Here is an 18,242-nt window from a genome sequence, read left to right as displayed (position 1 = left end):
ACTCACCTTTCGTCGGTATCTTTCAGTAATCCGTCAACCCCATTCCGCGTGTCCTTCCAGCGTTGCTTGACGCACCTGTCCAGGGCCCTCGCATCGAGCTTCTTGCCCAGCGCCGCCGCAAGTACGTGAGCGGCCAACCGAGGGGGGATCGCGTTCCCGATCTGCTGGGCGATGCCCCGCCCGGACCAGGGATAGTCCGGTGGGAAAGTCTGCAGTCTGCCGGCCTCGTCATTGGTGAAGCGGTCGGGCTGCCCCTTCGGCCGATCGACGAGTCGGTTGCGTGAAACCTTGCCCGTGACAGTGAAGGCGGGTTCGTTCCAACGACGCTGTCCCCGTGCCTTCGGATCGCCTCCAGTGCCATAGTTCGATACGACAGTGAACTCTTCCGACCAGCCGAGCGCTTCGCCCATCGTCTTCCAGGGCCGCAAGCGCGCGTCACCATCTCCGCGAGGCTTGCCCTTGTAGTAACGACGGTGGGTCGGTTCCGGCAGCTTCGCTTCGCCGTTGCGCCGAGCGATCAGAATCGCTCGGCGACGAGTCTGCGGTACTCCGAAGTCCTCCGTGTGAAGGACCCCGCAATCAACGCTGTAGTGGTACTCCTTGAACACGCGAGCAAATTCCTTCCACACGGGCAACACCGCTGGCACCTGCTCGAGGACGATCGCATCGTAGGGAGCGCCGCGCTCAGCAGCATCGACCGCCCAGCGCAAAGGCTCAAGGACCAGACCGGTGCGCTCGTCCTCGAGAATTGACAAGTCCGGCAGGGGGACCCTGCCTCGGACCATCTTGACCATGTCGTCGACGAACGAGACCACCAGGTCCAACACCCGTCGACCGTCTCCCTTTCCGGCGACCGTGTAGGTCTGACACGGCGGTCCACCGGTCAAAATCCGAGCTTCGGGGTAGTCGAGAGGCTTGGAATGACGGACGTCACCTTGCTTTGTGTGCAGGGCTGCGGCCTTACGGGTGGCGCAGGCGTCTGCATCCCATTCGATTCCGGCAACTGGCACCTTGAGCCAGTGAGCGGCGACGTCAAGGCCGCCCGGACCGGCGAAGAGGTCCACCATCGCGACCTGCGGGGAGGAAGGACTGACACGCGCCACAGAACTCCGTCCACTGGACTTCGCCATCGCGAACGTCGACGCCAACGACCACCTTGCGTGGAACAGCTCTCCGAACACCGGCAACGACGTTCCGCACTGGCGGTGCTACACGTCGACGCAACGAACGACACGACTTCGCCAGCTGTTCGCAGCCTCGAAAGGCCTCCTCGACAACGACAAGGACAGCAAGCACGCTTTGGACAACGTGCCCAAGCGCGGGCTCCTGTCCTGGCTACGCGAGTGGGCGGAAGGAATCGACGTCGCGTCGTCTGCAGGCGCGCTGGAGTTCGTCCGGACCCACCGCAACCTACCCGATGTCGATCAAGCCAAGGTCATCCCGACCACCGACGGTATGCGGGCGTTGCGAGAGAGAAACGTCATCTTCCTGCATCAGGATGATGACATTGGGTTCGAGCAAGCAATCTTCGTCGACCCTGACTTCCTCGCCCAGTCCGGCGTCGAAAAGAGTCTTCGGGACCTTGGCTTCCGCGACCTGGATCCGGTCGCGGTTCTCAACGCCCGCCTGGCGAGGCTCTCGACGACAACACCGAACGACGAGCAACTGTCCAAAGTTTGGGACGCCGTCCTCGACGTCCCAGTTCAGCTCGCGGTGAAAGCCTTGACCGCCCACCCCGCCACGGTTCAGGTCCCGACTCAGGACGGCGGCTGGGCGTGGCCCACGCAAGTTTTCGACCTCACCGAATTCCTGGGTGAGGAACTGTCGGCCAAGATGTTGGATCATAGACGTTGCTCGCCCGCGGTGGCACACCGGCTTGGTGTCGTAAACGGCCCCGTCGGCAAATACCCCGCTGAAGACGAGCCCTGTCTGGAACATTACCGCTCGTGGGTCTTGACCACCCTGAACTCGCAACGAGGATCCGGTGACCGTCCGATCGAGCGCGTGGAACTCTACCCCGGTGAGGGCCCGGGGCCGTTCTCTGTGCTCTTTTTGTTGAGGGACGCCGGAGCCACCGAACGGACGCGCGCGAGCTGGACCGCCGGGTTGCTTCAGGCGGGAGACTCGGATTGGACTTGTGAAGACCTGGACACGGGCGCGTCCTACCGCGTGCAGTCACCCGTGCGATGGGCAGCGGAGCGCGCTGGCCTGCTGGAATCCGACCGCGGATACCGCGCGCCCTGTGCAGTGGTCGCTCCGTCCATGCTCAAGTACAAGAACCTCCTACCGCTGTTCCGCGGGTCCCGCCAGGTCGCCGAAGTGCTGGGTCTACCCGACGAACTGCACGAAGTACCGGCCCCGGTACTAAAAGAGGCACTCTCCGCGGATCTATTTCCACCGGCGCTCGGCAACACCGTGCTCGTTGAGTTCATCAGCACCGCAAGCCGCATCGCCTATCCCAACGGCCGCCCCCCGACCATTCCCGCTCGAGTAGGACGTGTGGTCGAAGCACGTTCTCCCGACTCGGTGTACCTCGCCACCACGGACGAGCAGGAAGAGTACCTGTCGTCACGTCAGCGGCCCTACCTGAAGGTCACCGAAGACCAGGCAGTCGAGCTCAGGCATTCCGTCGGCTGCCGCCGCTTCGAAGACAGCTTCGCCTTCTCCATGGTGATCGAAGGGAAACAGGACAGCGAGCGCGTCATCGACATCTTCAGTGGGCTTCGCACCACGCCCGTCGCCGACAAAGTGATACGCGCGACGGTCACACGAGCGATCCAGGTGGTCAAGCGCGTAACCACGGAGGACGGTGTCGAAGACCAAACGCTCGAGTGGTACCTGGACGGGCTGGACCTGATCGTGAGCAGTGACGCCGATGAGCGCCGCCTCATCAGCGTCGTCAACGATGCGTTCGACCTGGGCTTCACGAACGCGGATCTGGAAAACGTGCTCAAGGAAGGTCTCGACCATCGTCTCCAGGCACTTCGGCAAGAGGCGAAAGCCGCGTCCACTGACGCCGAGCGGCTGGACGTCTATTTCGGTCCCGACGATCTGCGAGACGCACTGCCCAAGGGACTATGGCAAGCACTCGAAGCGCAGCGCCTCGTCGATGACACTACCTCAGTCGCCGAGCTCTTCCTCACAGTCTACGGCTCCGATTCGATCAAGTTGCTCGCCGAGCAGTTCCGCAACGAAGGATTTGTCGACATTCCGAAGGCTTGGGCAGGCGGAGCAGCGACCATCTCGTGGCTTCGGAAGATGGGCTTCGGAAGTGAGTACGCCGGCCGCCGCACCCAGCACCGGGACGACGAGTTCGTCGTGCCCGGCGCCGTCAAGCTCAACCCCCTCCACTCGTTCCAGCAGAAGATCAGCAGGCAGCTCAAGGACGTACTGACCCTCCGCGAGGCGAACGGTCGTCACCTCAAGGCAATGGTGGAGCTACCGACTGGCGCGGGTAAGACACGAGTGGCCGCCGAGACCGTTCTCAGGCTCTTCGTCGACGGAAGCCTTCAAGGACCCGTCCTTTGGATCGCACAGTCGCAGGAACTCTGCGAGCAGGCTGTGCAGACCTGGAGCACCGTGTGGCGAGGACTCGGGGACGAGCGGCCGCTGACGATCGGGCGCCTGTGGGAGAACAATATCGTCCACGAACCGGACACGGAGTTCTCCGTCGTCGTCGCGACCGACGCCAAGCTCGACGTCATCCTCCACAATCCCGAGTACGCGTGGCTCAAGGAGTCTTCCGCGGTGGTCGTCGACGAAGGGCACCGCGCCGGCGGTTCGGAACGATACACGCGGATTCTCAACTGGCTGGGCGTGGCGGGCCGAGGCTGGCAACGCCCACTCGTCGGTTTGACCGCGACGCCTTTCAAGGGCACTTCCGAGTCCGCAACGGCCGCGTTGGCAAGTCGGTTCGGTAATCGGAAGCTGGACGTCTTCGACACGGCCAACGCCTACCGACCGCTCGCGGAGTTGGGTGTGCTCGCCCGAGTCGAGCACGAGGTGCTGCCAGGCGTCGAAGTGGTGCTGGAGCCTGATGAGATAGCCGAGGCCGAGCAGCAACGCAGGGTCCCGGCCCGGGTGATGGACCGCGTAGGCGCCGATCAGGCGCGCATGTCGATCCTCGTCGACCACATCATGGCCCTGGACCATAGCTGGCCGGTGCTGGTCTTCACGCCCAACGTCCTATCGGCCCAAGTACTCGCCGCGACGCTGCGGTACCGCGACATCGAAGCCGCGGCGGTGAGCGGCCAGACCGGCAGGCAAGAGCGTCGCGACATCATCGAGAAGTTCAAGAAAAACGAGATCCGCGTTCTCGCGAACTGCGACCTGCTGGTCCAAGGGTTCGACGCCCCGGGTGTCCGCGCGCTCTACATCGCCCGCCCCACCTTCAGCCCGAACGCCTACATCCAGATGGCCGGGCGTGGTCTGCGCGGTCCGAAGAACGGTGGCAAGGAAGAGTGCCTGATCGTAGACGTCGCCGACAATTTCGGGGCCTTCAGTGACTGGCTTGGGTATCACGAATACGAAGACCTCTGGCAGGAGTAACGCGCATGATCCTCGTACCGGATCTGACTGACATCGAGAAGAACGCGACCAGCGACGCGGAGCGCAGGATCGCCCGTCTACTCCGAGAGGCCGGAGGTGACCCCGACGCAGTCGCTTTCCACTCGGTGAAACTGCGGTCTCACGCGTACAAACAGCAAGCCGAGGCCGATTTTGTTTTGCTGTGGAAGAAGGTCGTGATCGTCATCGAGGCCAAAGGCAGCGGCATCAGGAAACATGACGGCGTCTGGTACAGCATCGACCGACGAGGTGACTGGCACAAGCTGGCCACCTCACCGATGGAACAGGCGCAGTCGGCGATGTACGCGCTGCAGAAGATCCTCCGCGGAGAGGGGGTCGGTTGGTTCGCGCACGAGGCCGCCGTCATCACACCGGACATCGATACCCCACCGCACTCGGTCGAGTGGCAACCGACCCACTGGTTGTCGCGGAGCGACATGAGTATCGCGGAGTTGAGCCGCGCTCTCGACACGATCGCAGGTAGCGCGCAGAAGCCACCTGCAGACCGGAAGCTCGCGAGAACCGAAGACCTCCGGACTCGGTTGTTCGGCCACTTCACCCGCATGCCGGTGATCGACGCGCAGCGCGGTGCGGTGATCGAGGAACAGAACCGCGCCACAGCGGGGCAGGCCCGGGTTCTCGCTTCGCTGGCGCGGAATCCCCGGGTGCTGGTCTTCGGTGGGGCAGGCACGGGCAAGTCGCTTGTTCTGGCGGAGGCGGCCAAGCAGGAGGCGGATCAGGGCAAATCCGTCCTGATCACGTTCCGTTCACCGGCGCTGCGGGACTTCTTCGCTCCTCACATCGGCGGTCGCGACATCGACCTCCTGCCCTTCGGCCTATTGGAAGCGGCCAAGACTTACGACGTCGCCTTCGTCGACGAGGCACAGGACCTGATGACAGCTGAAGGCATGGACAAGATCGGTGGAGTGGTCGTCGGCGGCAGAGGCGCGGGCCGCTGGCGGATGTTCCTCGACATGAATAACCAGGCGCACGTGGACGGCCATTTCGATCGAGACGTACTGGAGATCGTTGCCTCCGAGGCTCTTTCGGTCGACCTGGACCTCAACGTCCGGAACACCCGGGCGATCGTGCACATGGTGCAGGAGTACCTCGGAGCGGACGTCGGCGATCCGGGCATCGTTCACGGCGAGAAGGTGCGCTGGCGGACCGTGGAGGGCGATTCAGACCTGTCCGGAGCCGAATCCGTGGCGCTGGAGTTGGTGGCCGACGGGCCCGCGCCGAAGACATCTGGATCATCCGTACCGGATCCAGTTCACCACCGGAAAAAACGGACCGCGGATTCGTCGTGACGAGCCCTCGGTACGCCAAGGGCCTCGAGGCGGAGCACGTGGTCGTCTGCGAGCTACCCGATTCCCTCGATGACGCGGGCATCGCCGCTTTCTACGTCGCCGTGACACGTGCACGTGTCTCATTGGACATTGTCGTCACTCGTGACGACAAACGACGCTTGCAACGCCTCGTCCGCAGGCAACTGGAGAAGAAGTGACTCGAACAGAGGCCCAGGAGGTTGCCCTCGAGCACCTCAAGGCTGCTTACGTCGGACCAGATCACGGTAACGAAGAGTTGATTTTCAACCTGCCGGACCGGCAGTACGCAGTGGGAATGTTGTTCCCTGCGGCATCCTCGCCTACGGCGCCGGATACCGAGGCGGTCGAGGGGGATCCCACAATCTTTTCGGACGTGCTCCAGGGTGAGGTGGAGGAGGCGGGCGCAGGCGTCCCACTCGCCGAGGACTGGCGCCCGTCGTCGGTTGCTATCTCCTTCGTTACGGACAAGCCGAACGTCTCGTGTGAATTCTCGGGCGCAACCTACCGGCCCGTCACAGGTGACGGCCCCCCACGTTGGCAGCGTGTGCCGTTCAGGTTCGAGGGTGTCGAACTCACCAAAGACCATCCTTTGGAGAGACTCACCGCGGGCGAGGTACCGATCGAGATCGGATCGAGGTGGCGCGCCTACGGGCCTGCTCGTCTCGTGACGGTGCACGCACGTGTCTCGGCCGAGTCAACCGGCGACGACCGCCGGGACATTGGTCTGATGCTCTTCCAAGTGGGTCTCAGCGTAAGCCCTGCGGCTGCGGGCCGGATCCTGGATTACAGTAGGAGCAACGTCTTCGACTCCGATCCTGAAGCCGCCGAACTACGGCTCCGCTATCGGAACAAGAGGGTCTACGGGGTCGGCCACGGCATGGCGGCCGACTGGGAACTCACCGACGGCACCTGCACGCGAGTCTTTCTCGATCCGGTGCCCGCATTTGTCGTTCCCGCCATCGAGACGACGGCCTTCGAGTCCGAAACCACCGAGGCACAGGCTCTCGTGCTCGAGAACCTGTCTCGAATCGACACGGAACCGGTCGAAGTGACGTCGATGTTGGACGCCTTCGTCGCCGCCTTCGGCCGTTGGGTTTCGGAACAGGTCGAGAGCGTCAACGGATTTGGCGTCGATGCAGAGATCGCACGATCCATCACGACGCGGGCAGAGCAGGCTCTGCGTCGGATGGAAGCCGGCGTCGGGCTGCTCCGCGACCCCGAACAAGCCGCGCTCAGGACCGCCTTCGCTCTGGGCATGACCGCGATGCGGCTTCAGATCCGCCAGACTGCGATCAAGCACGGCAAGAATCCGGACGACATCGAGGAACCCCGATGGCGTCCGTTCCAGCTCGGCTTCCTGCTGGTGGCTCTAGCGTCAACGGTCGTCGAAGGGCATGCCGACCGGGAACTGGTCGACCTGATCTGGTTCCCGACCGGCGGCGGGAAGACTGAGGCGTACCTCGGTTTGTCCGCGGTGGAGATCTTCCGCCGCCGCATCGTCCACGGCATCTCGGGCGCAGGGACCGCGGTGATCACGCGATACACGCTCCGCCTGCTGACCTCGCAGCAGTTCCAGCGAGCAGCCTCGCTCATCTGTGCGATGGAGCTGCTCCGGAACGAAGATCCGCGGGCGAAGGACATGGCGCCGTTCTCCGTGGGCATGTGGGTCGGCAACGAAGTCACTCCCGGTAAGCGGGCCGATGCGAAGGCGGCGCTCGAGCGCCTGCACCGGGCCGCACGCCCGGAGGAAGCGAACCAGTTCCAGATCGAAAGCTGTCCGTGGTGTGGTGCGGCGCTACTGCCGGAGGCCAAGTCCATCGATCCGGAACGCTACGGGTTCCGCGATGTCGGCAACGACGTCGTCATCCACTGCACCCGGGAGAACTGCGCATTCCATCAGGAGCTCCCGGTCGCGGTAGTCGACGACATTCTGTACGAAGAGCCACCGTCGATCGTGTTGGCAACCGTCGACAAGTTCGCCCGGTTGCAGTTCCTGCCTGATGCAGGCAAGCTCCTTGGGCTCGGCACTCCGTTCCGTCAACCGTCCCTAGTCATCCAGGATGAGCTGCACCTACTGTCCGGGCCTCTCGGCACGACGGTCGCCGTCTTCGACGCGGTCATCCAGCTGCTCCTGGGTCGCGGCGGAAGCCCTCCCAAAATCGTCGCATCGACCGCCACGATCCGCGCCTCGCACGAACAAGTCCAGGGCTTGTACGGACGTAGCGTAGCGCTTTACCCGCCGGCGGGTCTCGACGGCGATCGGACCTTCTTCTCACGTCCGGTAGAGAACGGCGAAGGCCGGCTCTACGTCGGCCTGATGCCGCAGTCCGTATCACAGGTATCCGCGGTGGTCGCAGCAACTGCGCCTCTAGTCGAGGTACCCGAGGTACTCGCCGAACACTCAGTCCCGGACACGACCAAAGATTCGTACTGGACTCTGGTGATGTACCACAACAGCCTCCGCGAACTCGGCCGCACGGGCACACTTGTGGTCGACGACGTCAACGGGCGTCTCGAACCGCGCTCGGATCGGCTGGAACTGCCGTTGCGGCGAGTCCGCGCCGATCGGATCCTGGAACTCACCAGTCGCCGTGGTCCGGACGAGCTACCCAACGACCTCCGCGAGCTGGGACGCAGCGTCGACAATTCGAACGAGGCCATAGATGTGGTCCTGTCCTCGAACATGCTGTCTTTCGGGATCGACATCCCTCGTCTTGCCCTGATGCTGATGGTGGGTCAGCCGAAGACGACCGCCGAGTACATCCAGGCCACCAGCCGCGTCGGCCGCGGTCGGAACAACGGAATCGTGATCACCTTGTTCCGGTCCAATCGGGCACGCGATCGCTCGCACTTCGAAAGCTTTCGTTCGTACCACGAGACCCTCTACCGCAATGTCGAGCCGACGAGTGTGACTCCATGGTCACTGTCGTCCCGCAAACGCTCCTTGGCTGGCGCGCTCGTCGCATTGCTGCGCCACTCGTTGCCAACGCTGGCGGCGAACGACGCGGCAGTGCGCATGGACCTCGATGACCAGCGATTGCGAAACGCGATCGAGGAACTGGTCTCACGTTTTCTGAATCTGGTGTACCGTTCGGACGACGTCGAAGCCGAGGAAACCAAGGATGAGGTGTGGTGGCTCCTCCGCAATTGGGACTACCGCGCGAAGATCGCCCGCGAAGAAGGAACAGCGCTGGTGTACGACCGCCGAAAGAAGGACGACGAAGCGTTGCTCAAACGGTTCGGTCAGGGTGGGGAGGGTTGGCTCGTCGCCGACTCGATGAGGACGGTCGAACCGAACGTCGCTGTCCATGTGCGTGAACCGCAGGAAGGGAGCGCCGGTGGAACCGATTGTTCATGATCTCCGTCTCTCGGAGACGATCACGCCCTTCGGAGTTGGCGCCATCGTTGACGTTCTGGGCGAGTCACTTATCGCGGCCGACACCTCTTGGTGGGACCGCAAGCATGCCCCCGAAATCAGCTGTGATCGGCTTCTCGCGCGGCTCGGCCCCGGCGTTCTCCGACAGCCGCCCACGCATGCCGGCCACGCAGCCAAAGAGACCGCCCACCTCCTCTATTGGCGCTTTCCAACCTGGCGGTTCTGTGAACGATGCTCGAAACTCTCGAAGCTCTCGGGCAGGAACAAGGGGCGCTGGACCAACAAGTGCGAGTGCGGCGGCAAGCTGGTTCCGATGCGATACGTCGCCGTATGCGAGAAGGGCAGCCACATACAGGACATTCCCTGGTTCAAGTGGGCCCATCGGGGGAACAGCGCCGATGCCACCGATTCCATACGTTTCTGCCGGGCCCACAAGGAACTGAAGTTCGTCCGATCTTCTCGACGTGGTGAGGGCCTGGCCGCGCTCAGCGTCCACTGCACGGGGTGCAACCGGTCGCGGCCGCTTACCGAGCTGGTGAGCAAGGAATCACTCCACCGCGACGGCATCCACTGCGGGGGCACTCAGCCATGGCAGGACCCGCGGAGCGGAACCGTATGCGAATACAAGCTCACCGCGGTCCAACGAGGCGCCACCGGCAACTACATCTCCGAGCACCTCACTGCCCTCGACATCCCCGAAGAAGCCCCTCCATCCGCCGAGAAAGCAGACAAGATCCGCAACCATGTCTACTTCGAGAAGGTGGTCGCCGACAATGGCGGCCCCCAGGCCGAAATGGTGGCCGGGTGGATCGCGGACGAACTCGGCACGACGGCGGCAAGGGTGCTCGCTCTCGCGGCAGCTGGCGAAGAAGCCGAGGAAACTCCGCTTCTCGACTTGAAAGACGGGGAGTGGGCAGCCTTCCTCAAGAAGCTCGACAGCGGCCGAGACCACAGCGAGAGCGACTTCGTCGTCGACGGTTGGCGGGTGCCAGCCGAGTCCGCTTGGCCCTCGGCGCTGAAGACCAAACTCACCAATATCGGCCAAGTACGTCGCGTCCGTGAAGTCCGAGCGCTCAAGGGTTTCCGGCGCCACGACGGCGATGCAGAGCTCATCGAAGCCGACCTCGGTCCCGATCGCAAGCGGAAGCCGGTCTACCCGGCCATCGAAATGTTCGGCGAAGGGATTTTCCTCCGCTTCGACGAGAACCACATGTCCGAGTGGGAAAGCGTACCCGAAGTCCGCGCTCGGGCAGAGATCTTGATGGGGCGCCGGTCCACGGCACCCTGGGCTCATCGCTGGGTCGTACCGGAGCCACGCTTCGTCGCGTTGCACACCATCGCTCACCTACTCATCCGGCGGCTGGCCTTCGCGAGCGGCTACTCGTCGGCGTCCTTGCGGGAACGCATCTACGCCCACTCCGACCGTCCCGACCGCACTGCAGGGATCCTGATTTACACGGCAGGGGGGATGCACAGGGAACACTCGGCGGGCTCGTCCGCCTCGGCCACCCGGACAAGCTCGTCCCGCTACTGCTCGCCGCCCTGGGTGACGCGGACGTCTGCTCGAACGACCCGGTGTGCATCGAGAGCGATCGCCAAGGCTCGTCCAACCTCAACCTGTCCGCCTGTCACGGCTGCGCACTGGTCAGCGAGACCTCCTGCGAGACGGGAAATCGCCTCCTGGATCGACAATTGGTGCTCGGCGGCGGGACCGTGCCCGGCCTGTTTGATCACTTGCTTGAGGAGGTGCGACGAACGGCAGGAAGATGAACTCGAGGTGAAATATGGGTTATCCCGTCTTGAACGTTGCCAGCCCCGGGGAAAGGAGTTGCCCTTTTAATCGTCCCGGGGTTTCGGGATGTCGAAGTAGCTCGAGAACCTCACCACCGGCGCGTATTCGCCCTTCACCTTCACCCGGCCCGTCACGAACAGCGCTGCGGGGGCCGAGGCGCCCGTGGCGAGGCGGATGAAGTCGTCGACGGAGAGGGTGAGGGTGGTGTCCGGGGTGCGGGACAGGGTGGTGCTGGAGACGCAGACGCCGTCTTCGATGACGGTTTGGAAGCGGTCGTAGCCGTCGTGGCCGGAGCCGCCGGGGAAGCGCCAGGCGACGACGAAGTCGAGGTGGCGGGCGCGGTCCGGGCGGAAGTGCTCGGACATGCGGCGGAAGATCTCGTCCAGGAACACCGCGCGCAGGTCGGGGTGGTCGGCGAGGGCTTTGAGCTGGTCGCGGGACGCGCGGTGGACGACGTCGACCAGGGCTTGCGTCGTGAGGGAGGTCAGGTCGATGCCGGCGCCGGCGGTGCCCAGCATGTGGAGGGTTTCGAGCACCTGCACGAACTGCGCGGGCGACAGCTTGCCGACGCGCAGTTCTCGGGCGAAGCCGTTGACGACGTGCCCGTCGGAGTCGTGCGACACGGGACCGGAGCCTAACCGGGCTTCGGGAGGTCGAAGTAGCCGATCAACCGTGCCGCGAACGCGAGGTCTCCGCTGACCTTGATCTTGCCGGTCACGAACAGCACGGCCGGGGTGGCCTGGTGGGTGATGAGGCGGAAGAAGTCGACCGGGGACAGGGTGATCGTGACGCGCGGGTGGGCGCCGCCGACAACGCGAGACACCGTGCACGAGCCGCCGGAGATCTCCGTCGAGTAGCGGTCGTAGCCGCCCTCGCCGGTGCCGCCGGTGAGGCGCCAGTGCACGACCGCGTGCAAGGATTGGGCCCGGTCGACGCGCAGGTGCGAGCCCATACGGGAGAAGATCTCGTCGAGGACCCGTTCGCGCAGCGGCACCGAAGCGACCACTGCCTCCAGCTGCGCCCGGGACGCTCGCGAGACCAGCGTGGCAAAGCGCGTCGGGTCGACGTTGCCCAGGGAGAAGTCTTCTGACGACAGCCGGATCAGGGTTTCGAGCAGGCGGCGGAAGTCGTCGCGGCCGAGGTCGCGGGGGTCGACGGCGTCGGCGACCGCGTTGACGTCGAGACCGGCCCCCTCGACTCGCTCGAGGGCGTCGAGCAACGCGGTGCCGCGCAAGCCGTCCAGAGCGGAACCGTCGGCCATTCTCGAGCCCCTTCCGTGATCTTCCAGCAAAGGCTACCCATGAGTAGGTAAGCGGGCAAGCACGCGCCGACCACGGCGACAGGTACCGTTTCCTGCTGGCGAGAGGGAGGTCGGAGTGCCCGACGAAGATCAGCGCCCGCCCGAACGGGCCCGGCGGTTGCCGCGCGCGGTTCGCGAGCGGCAGATCCTGGACGCCGCGGTGCAGGTGTTCTCCCGCCACGGCTACCACTCGGCGTCGATGGACGAGATCTCCGACGTCGCCGGCGTCTCCAAGCCGATGATCTACACCTACCTCGGCTCCAAAGAAGACCTGTTCGGCAAGAGCATCCAGCGCGAGGCGACGCGCCTGCTCGAGGCCATCCAGGCCGGCGTGCAGCCCGACCTGCCGCCGGACATGCAGCTCTGGCACGGGTTGCGGTCGTTCTACCGCTTCGTCGCCGAGTACCGCGAGTCGTGGACGGTGCTGCACCGCCAAGCGCTGACGGTCGGCGGCGCGTTTGCCGCCGAGATCACCGCCATGCGCGGGCGCGCGATCGAACTCGTCGCCGCGCTCGTGGTGTCGGCGGGCTCGCGCAAGGGCCTTGGCGAACAAGCCGAGTTCTCGGGCGCCGGCCTGTCCGCCGCCCTGGTCGGCGCCGCCGAATCCCTCGCCGACTGGGCCCTGGACCACCCCGAGATCTCCGACGGCGTGCTCGCGTCGTGGCTGATGAACCTCGTGTGGCTCGGGTTCAACGACCTCGTCGAAGGTGAGGTCTGGCGACCTTCAGAGAGCTGAGACGACGCCGTCCAGGTGGGGTTTCGGCTTGTGGGCGTGCCAGAGCTCGAACGCCCAGCCGTCGTCGGTGCGCCACGTCGTGAAGGCGGCCTTCGCCGGCAGCAGAACGGGTTGCTTGAAGCGCACCTCGATGGTGAACGCGTCAGGCAGCCGGCCTTCGAACGACGCCAGAGCGTGCGCCTTGGTCCACATGCCGTGGGCGATCGCGCGCGGGAAGCCGAACAGGCGGGCCGTCAGCGGGTGCAGGTGGATGGGGTTGCGGTCACCCGACACCTCGGCGTAGCGGCGGCCGATGTCGCCCGGGACGCGCCACACGGCGGTGGGTGTCGGGGGGACCAAGGCCGCACGAGGCCGCGCGGACGAAGAAGAACCACCGCGGCGCAGGTAGCTCGACACTTCCGACCACACCAGCTCCGTGCCGGCCCACAGCTCGCTCACCATGTCGAACTGGTGGCCTTTCTCGTGCGGGCGCAGGTTTTCCGCCCGCACGCGCGCGGTGTACGTCTCGGCCAGCGACAGCGGACGCCGTTGCGTGATCGAGTTCGCGACGTGCACCAGGCCGAGCAGCGGGAACGGGAAGCCGGGCTCGGTCATCAGCGTCATCTGCAGCCCGAACACGAGCAGGTGCGGGTAGGTGGCCGGCAGGACGTCGCCGAACCGGAAGCCGCAGACCTGTGCATACGCGGCGACGTGCGCCGGATCGACCACAACGGACGGACGCACCAGTTCCGTGTCCGGCAACGTCGAACCGCCGCCGCGGCGGAGCAGCGCTTTCGGGTAGAGCGCGGCCAGACTGGGCGGGCTGGAGAGTTCGCGAACGGACATGTCACGCCCCCAACAGAGCCTGGCCGCACACGCGGACCACGTTGCCGTTCACCGCGGCCGACGCGGGGCTGGCGTACCAGGCGATCGTCTCGGCGACGTCGACCGGCAGCCCACCCTGGCCGAGGCTCGACAGGCGCCGCCCGGCCTCGCGGATGAACAGCGGCACGGCGGCCGTCATCTTGGTCTCGATGAAGCCCGGCGCGACGGCGTTGATCGTGCCGCCGTACTCCGCGAGCTGCGCCGCGCCGACGTTGACCATGCCGATCACGCCGGCCTTCGACGTCGCGTAGTTCGTCTGACCCACGTTGCCGGCGATGCCCGCGATGGAGGAAACGCCGATGATGCGGCCGTTTTCGCGCAGCACCTTGTCGGCGAGCAGCTTGTCGTTCACCGCGAGCTGCGCGGCGAGGTTCACCGTCAGCACGGCGTCCCAGCCGCTCTCGGTGAGGTTGCCGAGCGTCTTGTCGCGAGTGATGCCGGCGTTGTGCACGACGACGTCGACGCCGCCGTGGCGCGTCGTCAGGTACTCGGCGAGCTTCGCGGGCGCGTCGGCCGCCGTGATGTCCAGCTGCAGCGCCGATCCGCCGACGCGGTTGGCCACTGTGGACAGATCCGCGCCCTGCGCCGGGATGTCCAGGGCGACGACGTGGGCGCCGTCGCGCGCCAGCGTCTCCGCGATGGCCTCGCCGATGCCGCGCGACGCGCCCGTGACCAGCGCGACCTTGCCCGCCAACGGCTTCTCCCAGTTCGCCGGCGCCTCGGCCGTCGTGCCGTGCGTGCCGACGCGGATCACCTGCGCGTCGACGAACGCCGACTTCGCCGACAGCAGGAACCGCGCCGTGGATTCCGCCGCGTCTTCGGCGCCTTCGGCCACGTAGACGAGCTGCGCCGTCGCGCCGTGCTTGAGCTCCTTGCCGACCGAACGGACGAAGCCTTCGAGCGCGCGCTGCGCGATCCGTTCGCGGCCGTCGGCGAGCTCCGGCGGCGTGCCGAACACGACGACGCGGCCCGACGACCCGACCTTGCGGATCACCGGGTGGAAGAAGCGGTAGACCTCGCGCAGGCCGGCCGGGTCCTTGATGCCGGTGGCGTCGAAGACGAGTGCCGCGTGGCGTTCCGCCGGCGCCGTGAGGACTTCGATGCCGGCGCTGTCGAGCTGACTCTTGAGGGTCTTCTCGAGTCGTCCACCGGGCGCCGCGCCGACGAGTGCGGGACCCTCGAGTGCAGGCTGTCCGGGGCGGTACCGGCGCAAGGTGGCGGGGTTGGGCAGGCCGAGCTTGGGCACCACGAACTTCCCGACCGGGGTCTTCGTGAACTGCTGGTACCTGTCAGCCATCGAGCGCCTCCCGTGCCGTTCGCGTCACGTCGCAGTCTAACCTACTCGCTAGTAGGTTACAGTGTGGAAGGGACGACTCAGAGAGGTGGACGTCATGGCGACCAGGAAACCCGCGGTGCGCAAGGTCGCGATCATCGGCGGCAACCGCATCCCCTTCGCGCGGTCGAACGGCCCCTACGCGAAGGCGTCGAACCAAGACATGTTCACCGCCGCACTCGACGGGCTCGTCAGCCGGTTCTCGCTGCAGGACGAGCTGATCGGCGAGGTCGCCGCGGGTGCCGTGCTCAAACACTCCAAGGACTTCAACCTCGCGCGGGAGAGCGTGCTCGGCAGCCGACTCTCGCCGGCGACGCCCGCGTCCGACGTGCAAATGGCGTGCGGCACGGGCGTGCAAGCCGTGATCACCGTCGCCCACAAGATCGCGCTCGGCGAGATCGACTCCGCCATCGCCGGCGGCGTCGACACGACGAGCGACGCGCCGCTGGCCGTGAACGCCGACCTGCGGCAGATCCTCGTGCGGCTCAACGCGGCGAAGACGCTGGGCGACCGGCTGAAACTCGTCGCGAAACTTCGGCCTGGCCACATCGTGCCGGAGATCCCGCGCAATGCCGAGCCGCGCACGGGCCTGTCGATGGGCGAGCACGCGGCGTTGACGGCGAAGGTCTGGGACGTCACGCGTGAAGCTCAGGACGAACTCGCCGCGACCAGCCATCAGCGCCTCGCCGCCGCGTACGAGAGCGGCTTCTTCGACGACCTGGTGACGCCGTTCCTCAAGCTGACGAAGGACCAGAACCTGCGGCCCGACTCCAGCGTGGAGAAGCTGGCGAAGCTCAAGCCCGTGTACGGCGGCCCGGACGGCACCATGACCGCCGGTAACTCGACACCGCTCACCGATGGCGCGTCGACCGTGCTGCTCGCGACGGACGAGTGGGCCAAGGCGCACAGACTGCCGGTGCAGGCGTACCTGACGTTCTCGCAGACGGCGGCCGTCGACTACGTGCACGGTGCCGAAGGCCTGCTTATGGCGCCCGCGTACGCGGTGCCGAGGATGCTCGAGCGCGCCGGACTTTCCCTGCAGGACTTCGACTTCTACGAGATCCACGAGGCGTTCGCGTCGCAGGTGCTGGCGACGTTGAAGGCGTGGGAGGACCCCGTGTTCGCCAAAGAGAAGCTGGGGCTCGACGCGCCGCTGGGCTCGATCGACCGGGCGAAGCTGAACGTGAACGGCTCGTCGCTCGCCGCAGGGCACCCGTTCGCCGCGACGGGCGGGCGGATCGTGGCGACGCTGGCGAAGCTGTTGCACGAGAAGGGTTCCGGGCGCGGGCTGATCTCGATCTGCGCGGCCGGTGGCCAGGGCGTGACCGCGATCCTGGAGAAGTGAGCTGGGGCGGAGGGCCTTCGGTTCGGGCCCTCCGCATTTCAGCTCAGCTGCTTTTCGGCCTTCTTGCTCAGCTTCTCCGCGCGCTTGCCGGCCTTGTTCGCGGCGCGGCGCGCGCGCCAGCCCAGTGACGGCTTGCCCGCCGTGTCGCTTGCGGCGAGCAGCAGGCCGCCGGCGACGCTGGCGTTCTTCAGGAAGTTCACCTGCTGGGCCTGCCGTTCGGCGGGGTCCTTGATGTCCCAGTACCGGTGCGCGGCGGCGGTCGTCGGCAAGAGCGTGCCGAGCAGCGCCAGCGACGCGAGCCGCGGCGCCTTGCCCGACGCGAGCGCGAGGCCGGCGCCGATCTTCACGGCGGCGTCGAGGCGCACGAGCGTGGCGGGATCGCGCGGCACCTGCTTGGGGACGACGCCCTCGAGCTTGCCGAACGTCTCGGTGAGGAACGGCTCGACCGCCTTCGCGTGCCCCGGGGTGTCGCGGAGCATGCCGATGCCGCCGTAGATGAAGATCGACGCGAGCAGTGGACGGGCCACCCGGCGCAGTATCACGGTCATCGCCTTTCTTGCGAGTCTTAGGTGCTGGTCAAACCTACAACCGGGATTCCCCCTCAACGCGGCGCCGAACCGCGCTAGGAGCCGCTAGCGCAATCTTGTGTTTTTCCTAGATTCAGGTAGTCGGCTCTAGCTTGACCTTGACGCTGCGTCAACCTTTAGCGTTTCCGGGTGTGGTCGATCCAGGACATCGCCCGGGCGGCGGGCACGACCAGCCGGACGCTGCGCCACTACGACGCGATCGGGCTGCTCCCGCCCAGCCGCGTCGGCAGCAACGGCTACCGCTACTACGACTCGGACGCCCTCGTCCGGCTGCAGCTGATCCTGCTGCTGCGCTCGCTGGGCCTCGCGCTGCCCGCGATCGCCTCGGTGCTCGACGGCTCGCGCGACAACGTCGCCGCGTTGTCCGAGCACCTCGCGCTGCTGGAACAGGAGCGCGACCGCATCGGACGGCAGATCGACTCCGTCCGGACCACGCTGAAGAAACTGGAAGGAGGTGAACCACTCGTGGCGGAAGAAGTGTTCGACGGCTTCGACCACACCGCGTATGCGGAGGAGGTCACTTCGCGCTGGGGCGCGTCGGCGTACCAGCACGGGGACCGGTGGTGGCGTTCGTTGTCGGCTTCGGAGAAGCAGGCGCACCAGTCTGAGCAAGCCTCGATCGCGGCGGCTTTCGGTGCTGCGCGGGCTGCCGGGCTGGCCGCGGATTCGGCCCTGGTGCAGGCCATCGTGGCCCGGCTGCACGCCTGGCTGCGGCCGGCCGTGAAAACGGTGTCGCGGGGGTACTTCGTGGGGCTGGGGCGGTTGTACGTCGACGATCCCCGGTATGGGGGTTACGACTCGGCCCATGGCGACGGCACCGCGGAGTTCATCCGGGACGCGATGAAGAGCTACGCGGAGGGGAATCTCGCGGTGTAGTGCTTCGTCGGAGTGAACACTGGGAGTGGGATGGTCGGGGCTGCAGACCCGCCCATCCCTCGGCAGGTTTGGTGAGTGGTCCGGTTACGCGGCCGTGCGTGAGTGGTCCTTTCGTGCAGGATGGTCGAGCGTGAGCGGG

13 protein-coding genes are annotated in these 18,242 nt (G+C 65.9%); 7 read left to right on the top strand and 6 right to left on the bottom strand.

Annotated elements, in window-relative coordinates; all coding sequences use genetic code 11:
- Positions 1-2: 2 nt before the first annotated feature.
- Positions 3-1,148, bottom strand: a complete 1,146-nt coding sequence (locus I6J71_RS45280) for a DNA cytosine methyltransferase (protein WP_239154277.1) — start codon at positions 1,146-1,148, stop codon at positions 3-5.
- 160 nt (positions 1,149-1,308) lie between these two features.
- On the opposite strand from I6J71_RS45280, the gene I6J71_RS45275 reads away from it, so the two are divergent.
- The 4 genes from I6J71_RS45275 to drmB all read left to right on the top strand — a co-directional run bounded on the left by I6J71_RS45275 (position 1,309) and on the right by drmB (position 11,110).
- A complete protein-coding gene (locus tag I6J71_RS45275; RefSeq protein ID WP_239155597.1) occupies positions 1,309-4,548 on the top strand; it encodes a DEAD/DEAH box helicase in 3,240 nt (1,079 codons plus the stop codon).
- A gap of 5 nt (positions 4,549-4,553) precedes the next feature.
- Positions 4,554-5,876, top strand: a complete 1,323-nt coding sequence (locus tag I6J71_RS45270; protein WP_204092475.1) for a nuclease-related domain-containing protein — start codon at positions 4,554-4,556, stop codon at positions 5,874-5,876.
- Positions 5,877-6,069: 193 nt separating this feature from the next.
- Positions 6,070-9,252 carry a helicase-related protein gene (locus I6J71_RS45265; RefSeq protein ID WP_204092474.1) on the top strand — a complete coding sequence of 1,061 codons (3,183 nt, stop codon included), beginning with the start codon at positions 6,070-6,072 and terminating at the stop codon, positions 9,250-9,252.
- Positions 9,233-11,110 (top strand): DUF1998 domain-containing protein, encoded by a 1,878-nt coding sequence (gene drmB / locus I6J71_RS45260; protein ID WP_204092473.1) that lies wholly within the window; start codon positions 9,233-9,235, stop codon positions 11,108-11,110. The genes I6J71_RS45265 and drmB overlap by 20 nt, the downstream gene beginning before the upstream one ends.
- Here drmB and I6J71_RS45255 read toward each other — a convergent pair.
- The gene (locus tag I6J71_RS45255) at positions 11,107-11,685 is read right to left on the bottom strand and encodes an SCP2 sterol-binding domain-containing protein (RefSeq protein WP_204092472.1); all 579 of its coding nucleotides are present in this window, start codon (positions 11,683-11,685) and stop codon (positions 11,107-11,109) included. The genes drmB and I6J71_RS45255 overlap by 4 nt on opposite strands.
- A gap of 11 nt (positions 11,686-11,696) precedes the next feature.
- Positions 11,697-12,323 (bottom strand): SCP2 sterol-binding domain-containing protein, encoded by a 627-nt coding sequence (locus tag I6J71_RS45250; RefSeq protein ID WP_204092471.1) that lies wholly within the window; start codon positions 12,321-12,323, stop codon positions 11,697-11,699.
- A 115-nt stretch (positions 12,324-12,438) separates the two neighbouring features.
- On the opposite strand from I6J71_RS45250, the gene I6J71_RS45245 reads away from it, so the two are divergent.
- Positions 12,439-13,098: a TetR/AcrR family transcriptional regulator gene (locus I6J71_RS45245; RefSeq protein WP_204092470.1), complete on the top strand. Its 660-nt coding sequence runs from the start codon at positions 12,439-12,441 to the stop codon at positions 13,096-13,098.
- Here I6J71_RS45245 and I6J71_RS45240 read toward each other — a convergent pair.
- Positions 13,087-13,923 carry a MaoC family dehydratase gene (locus tag I6J71_RS45240; RefSeq protein WP_204092469.1) on the bottom strand — a complete coding sequence of 279 codons (837 nt, stop codon included), beginning with the start codon at positions 13,921-13,923 and terminating at the stop codon, positions 13,087-13,089. The two genes, I6J71_RS45245 and I6J71_RS45240, sit on opposite strands and share 12 nt — an antisense overlap.
- A gap of 1 nt (position 13,924) precedes the next feature.
- On the bottom strand, positions 13,925-15,259 hold the full coding sequence (locus tag I6J71_RS45235; protein WP_204092468.1) for a 3-oxoacyl-ACP reductase: 1,335 nt from the start codon (positions 15,257-15,259) through the stop codon (positions 13,925-13,927).
- A 94-nt stretch (positions 15,260-15,353) separates the two neighbouring features.
- Here I6J71_RS45235 and I6J71_RS45230 point away from each other — a divergent pair, with 94 nt between their 5' ends.
- Complete coding sequence (locus I6J71_RS45230) at positions 15,354-16,640, top strand: acetyl-CoA C-acetyltransferase (protein ID WP_204092467.1); 1,287 nt, start codon at positions 15,354-15,356, stop codon at positions 16,638-16,640.
- Positions 16,641-16,678: 38 nt separating this feature from the next.
- Here the strand turns inward: I6J71_RS45230 and I6J71_RS45225 are convergent, their stop codons facing one another.
- Complete coding sequence (locus I6J71_RS45225) at positions 16,679-17,182, bottom strand: DoxX family protein (protein ID WP_204097580.1); 504 nt, start codon at positions 17,180-17,182, stop codon at positions 16,679-16,681.
- Between the two features lie 174 nt (positions 17,183-17,356).
- Between I6J71_RS45225 and I6J71_RS45220 the strand changes: the two genes are divergently transcribed.
- Entirely contained in the window at positions 17,357-18,103 is a 747-nt protein-coding gene (locus tag I6J71_RS45220) for a MerR family transcriptional regulator (RefSeq protein ID WP_204092466.1), read from the top strand.
- The last annotated feature ends 139 nt before the right edge of the window (positions 18,104-18,242 follow it).

It is taken from the genome of Amycolatopsis sp. FDAARGOS 1241 (genome assembly GCF_016889705.1).
GTDB lineage: Bacteria > Actinomycetota > Actinomycetes > Mycobacteriales > Pseudonocardiaceae > Amycolatopsis.
This window is presented reverse-complemented; position numbering and strand designations above follow the sequence as displayed.

Bases quoted from the DNA above. Each gene is read 5' to 3' on its own strand.
- I6J71_RS45270 (WP_204092475.1), top strand. From the start codon at position 4,554: ATGATCCTCGTACCGGATCTGACTGACATCGAGAAGAACGCGACCAGC.
- I6J71_RS45240 (WP_204092469.1), bottom strand. From the start codon at position 13,923: ATGTCCGTTCGCGAACTCTCCAGCCCGCCCAGTCTGGCCGCGCTCTAC.
- I6J71_RS45235 (WP_204092468.1), bottom strand. From the start codon at position 15,259: ATGGCTGACAGGTACCAGCAGTTCACGAAGACCCCGGTCGGGAAGTTC.
- I6J71_RS45250 (WP_204092471.1), bottom strand. From the start codon at position 12,323: ATGGCCGACGGTTCCGCTCTGGACGGCTTGCGCGGCACCGCGTTGCTC.
- I6J71_RS45230 (WP_204092467.1), top strand. From the start codon at position 15,354: ATGGCGACCAGGAAACCCGCGGTGCGCAAGGTCGCGATCATCGGCGGC.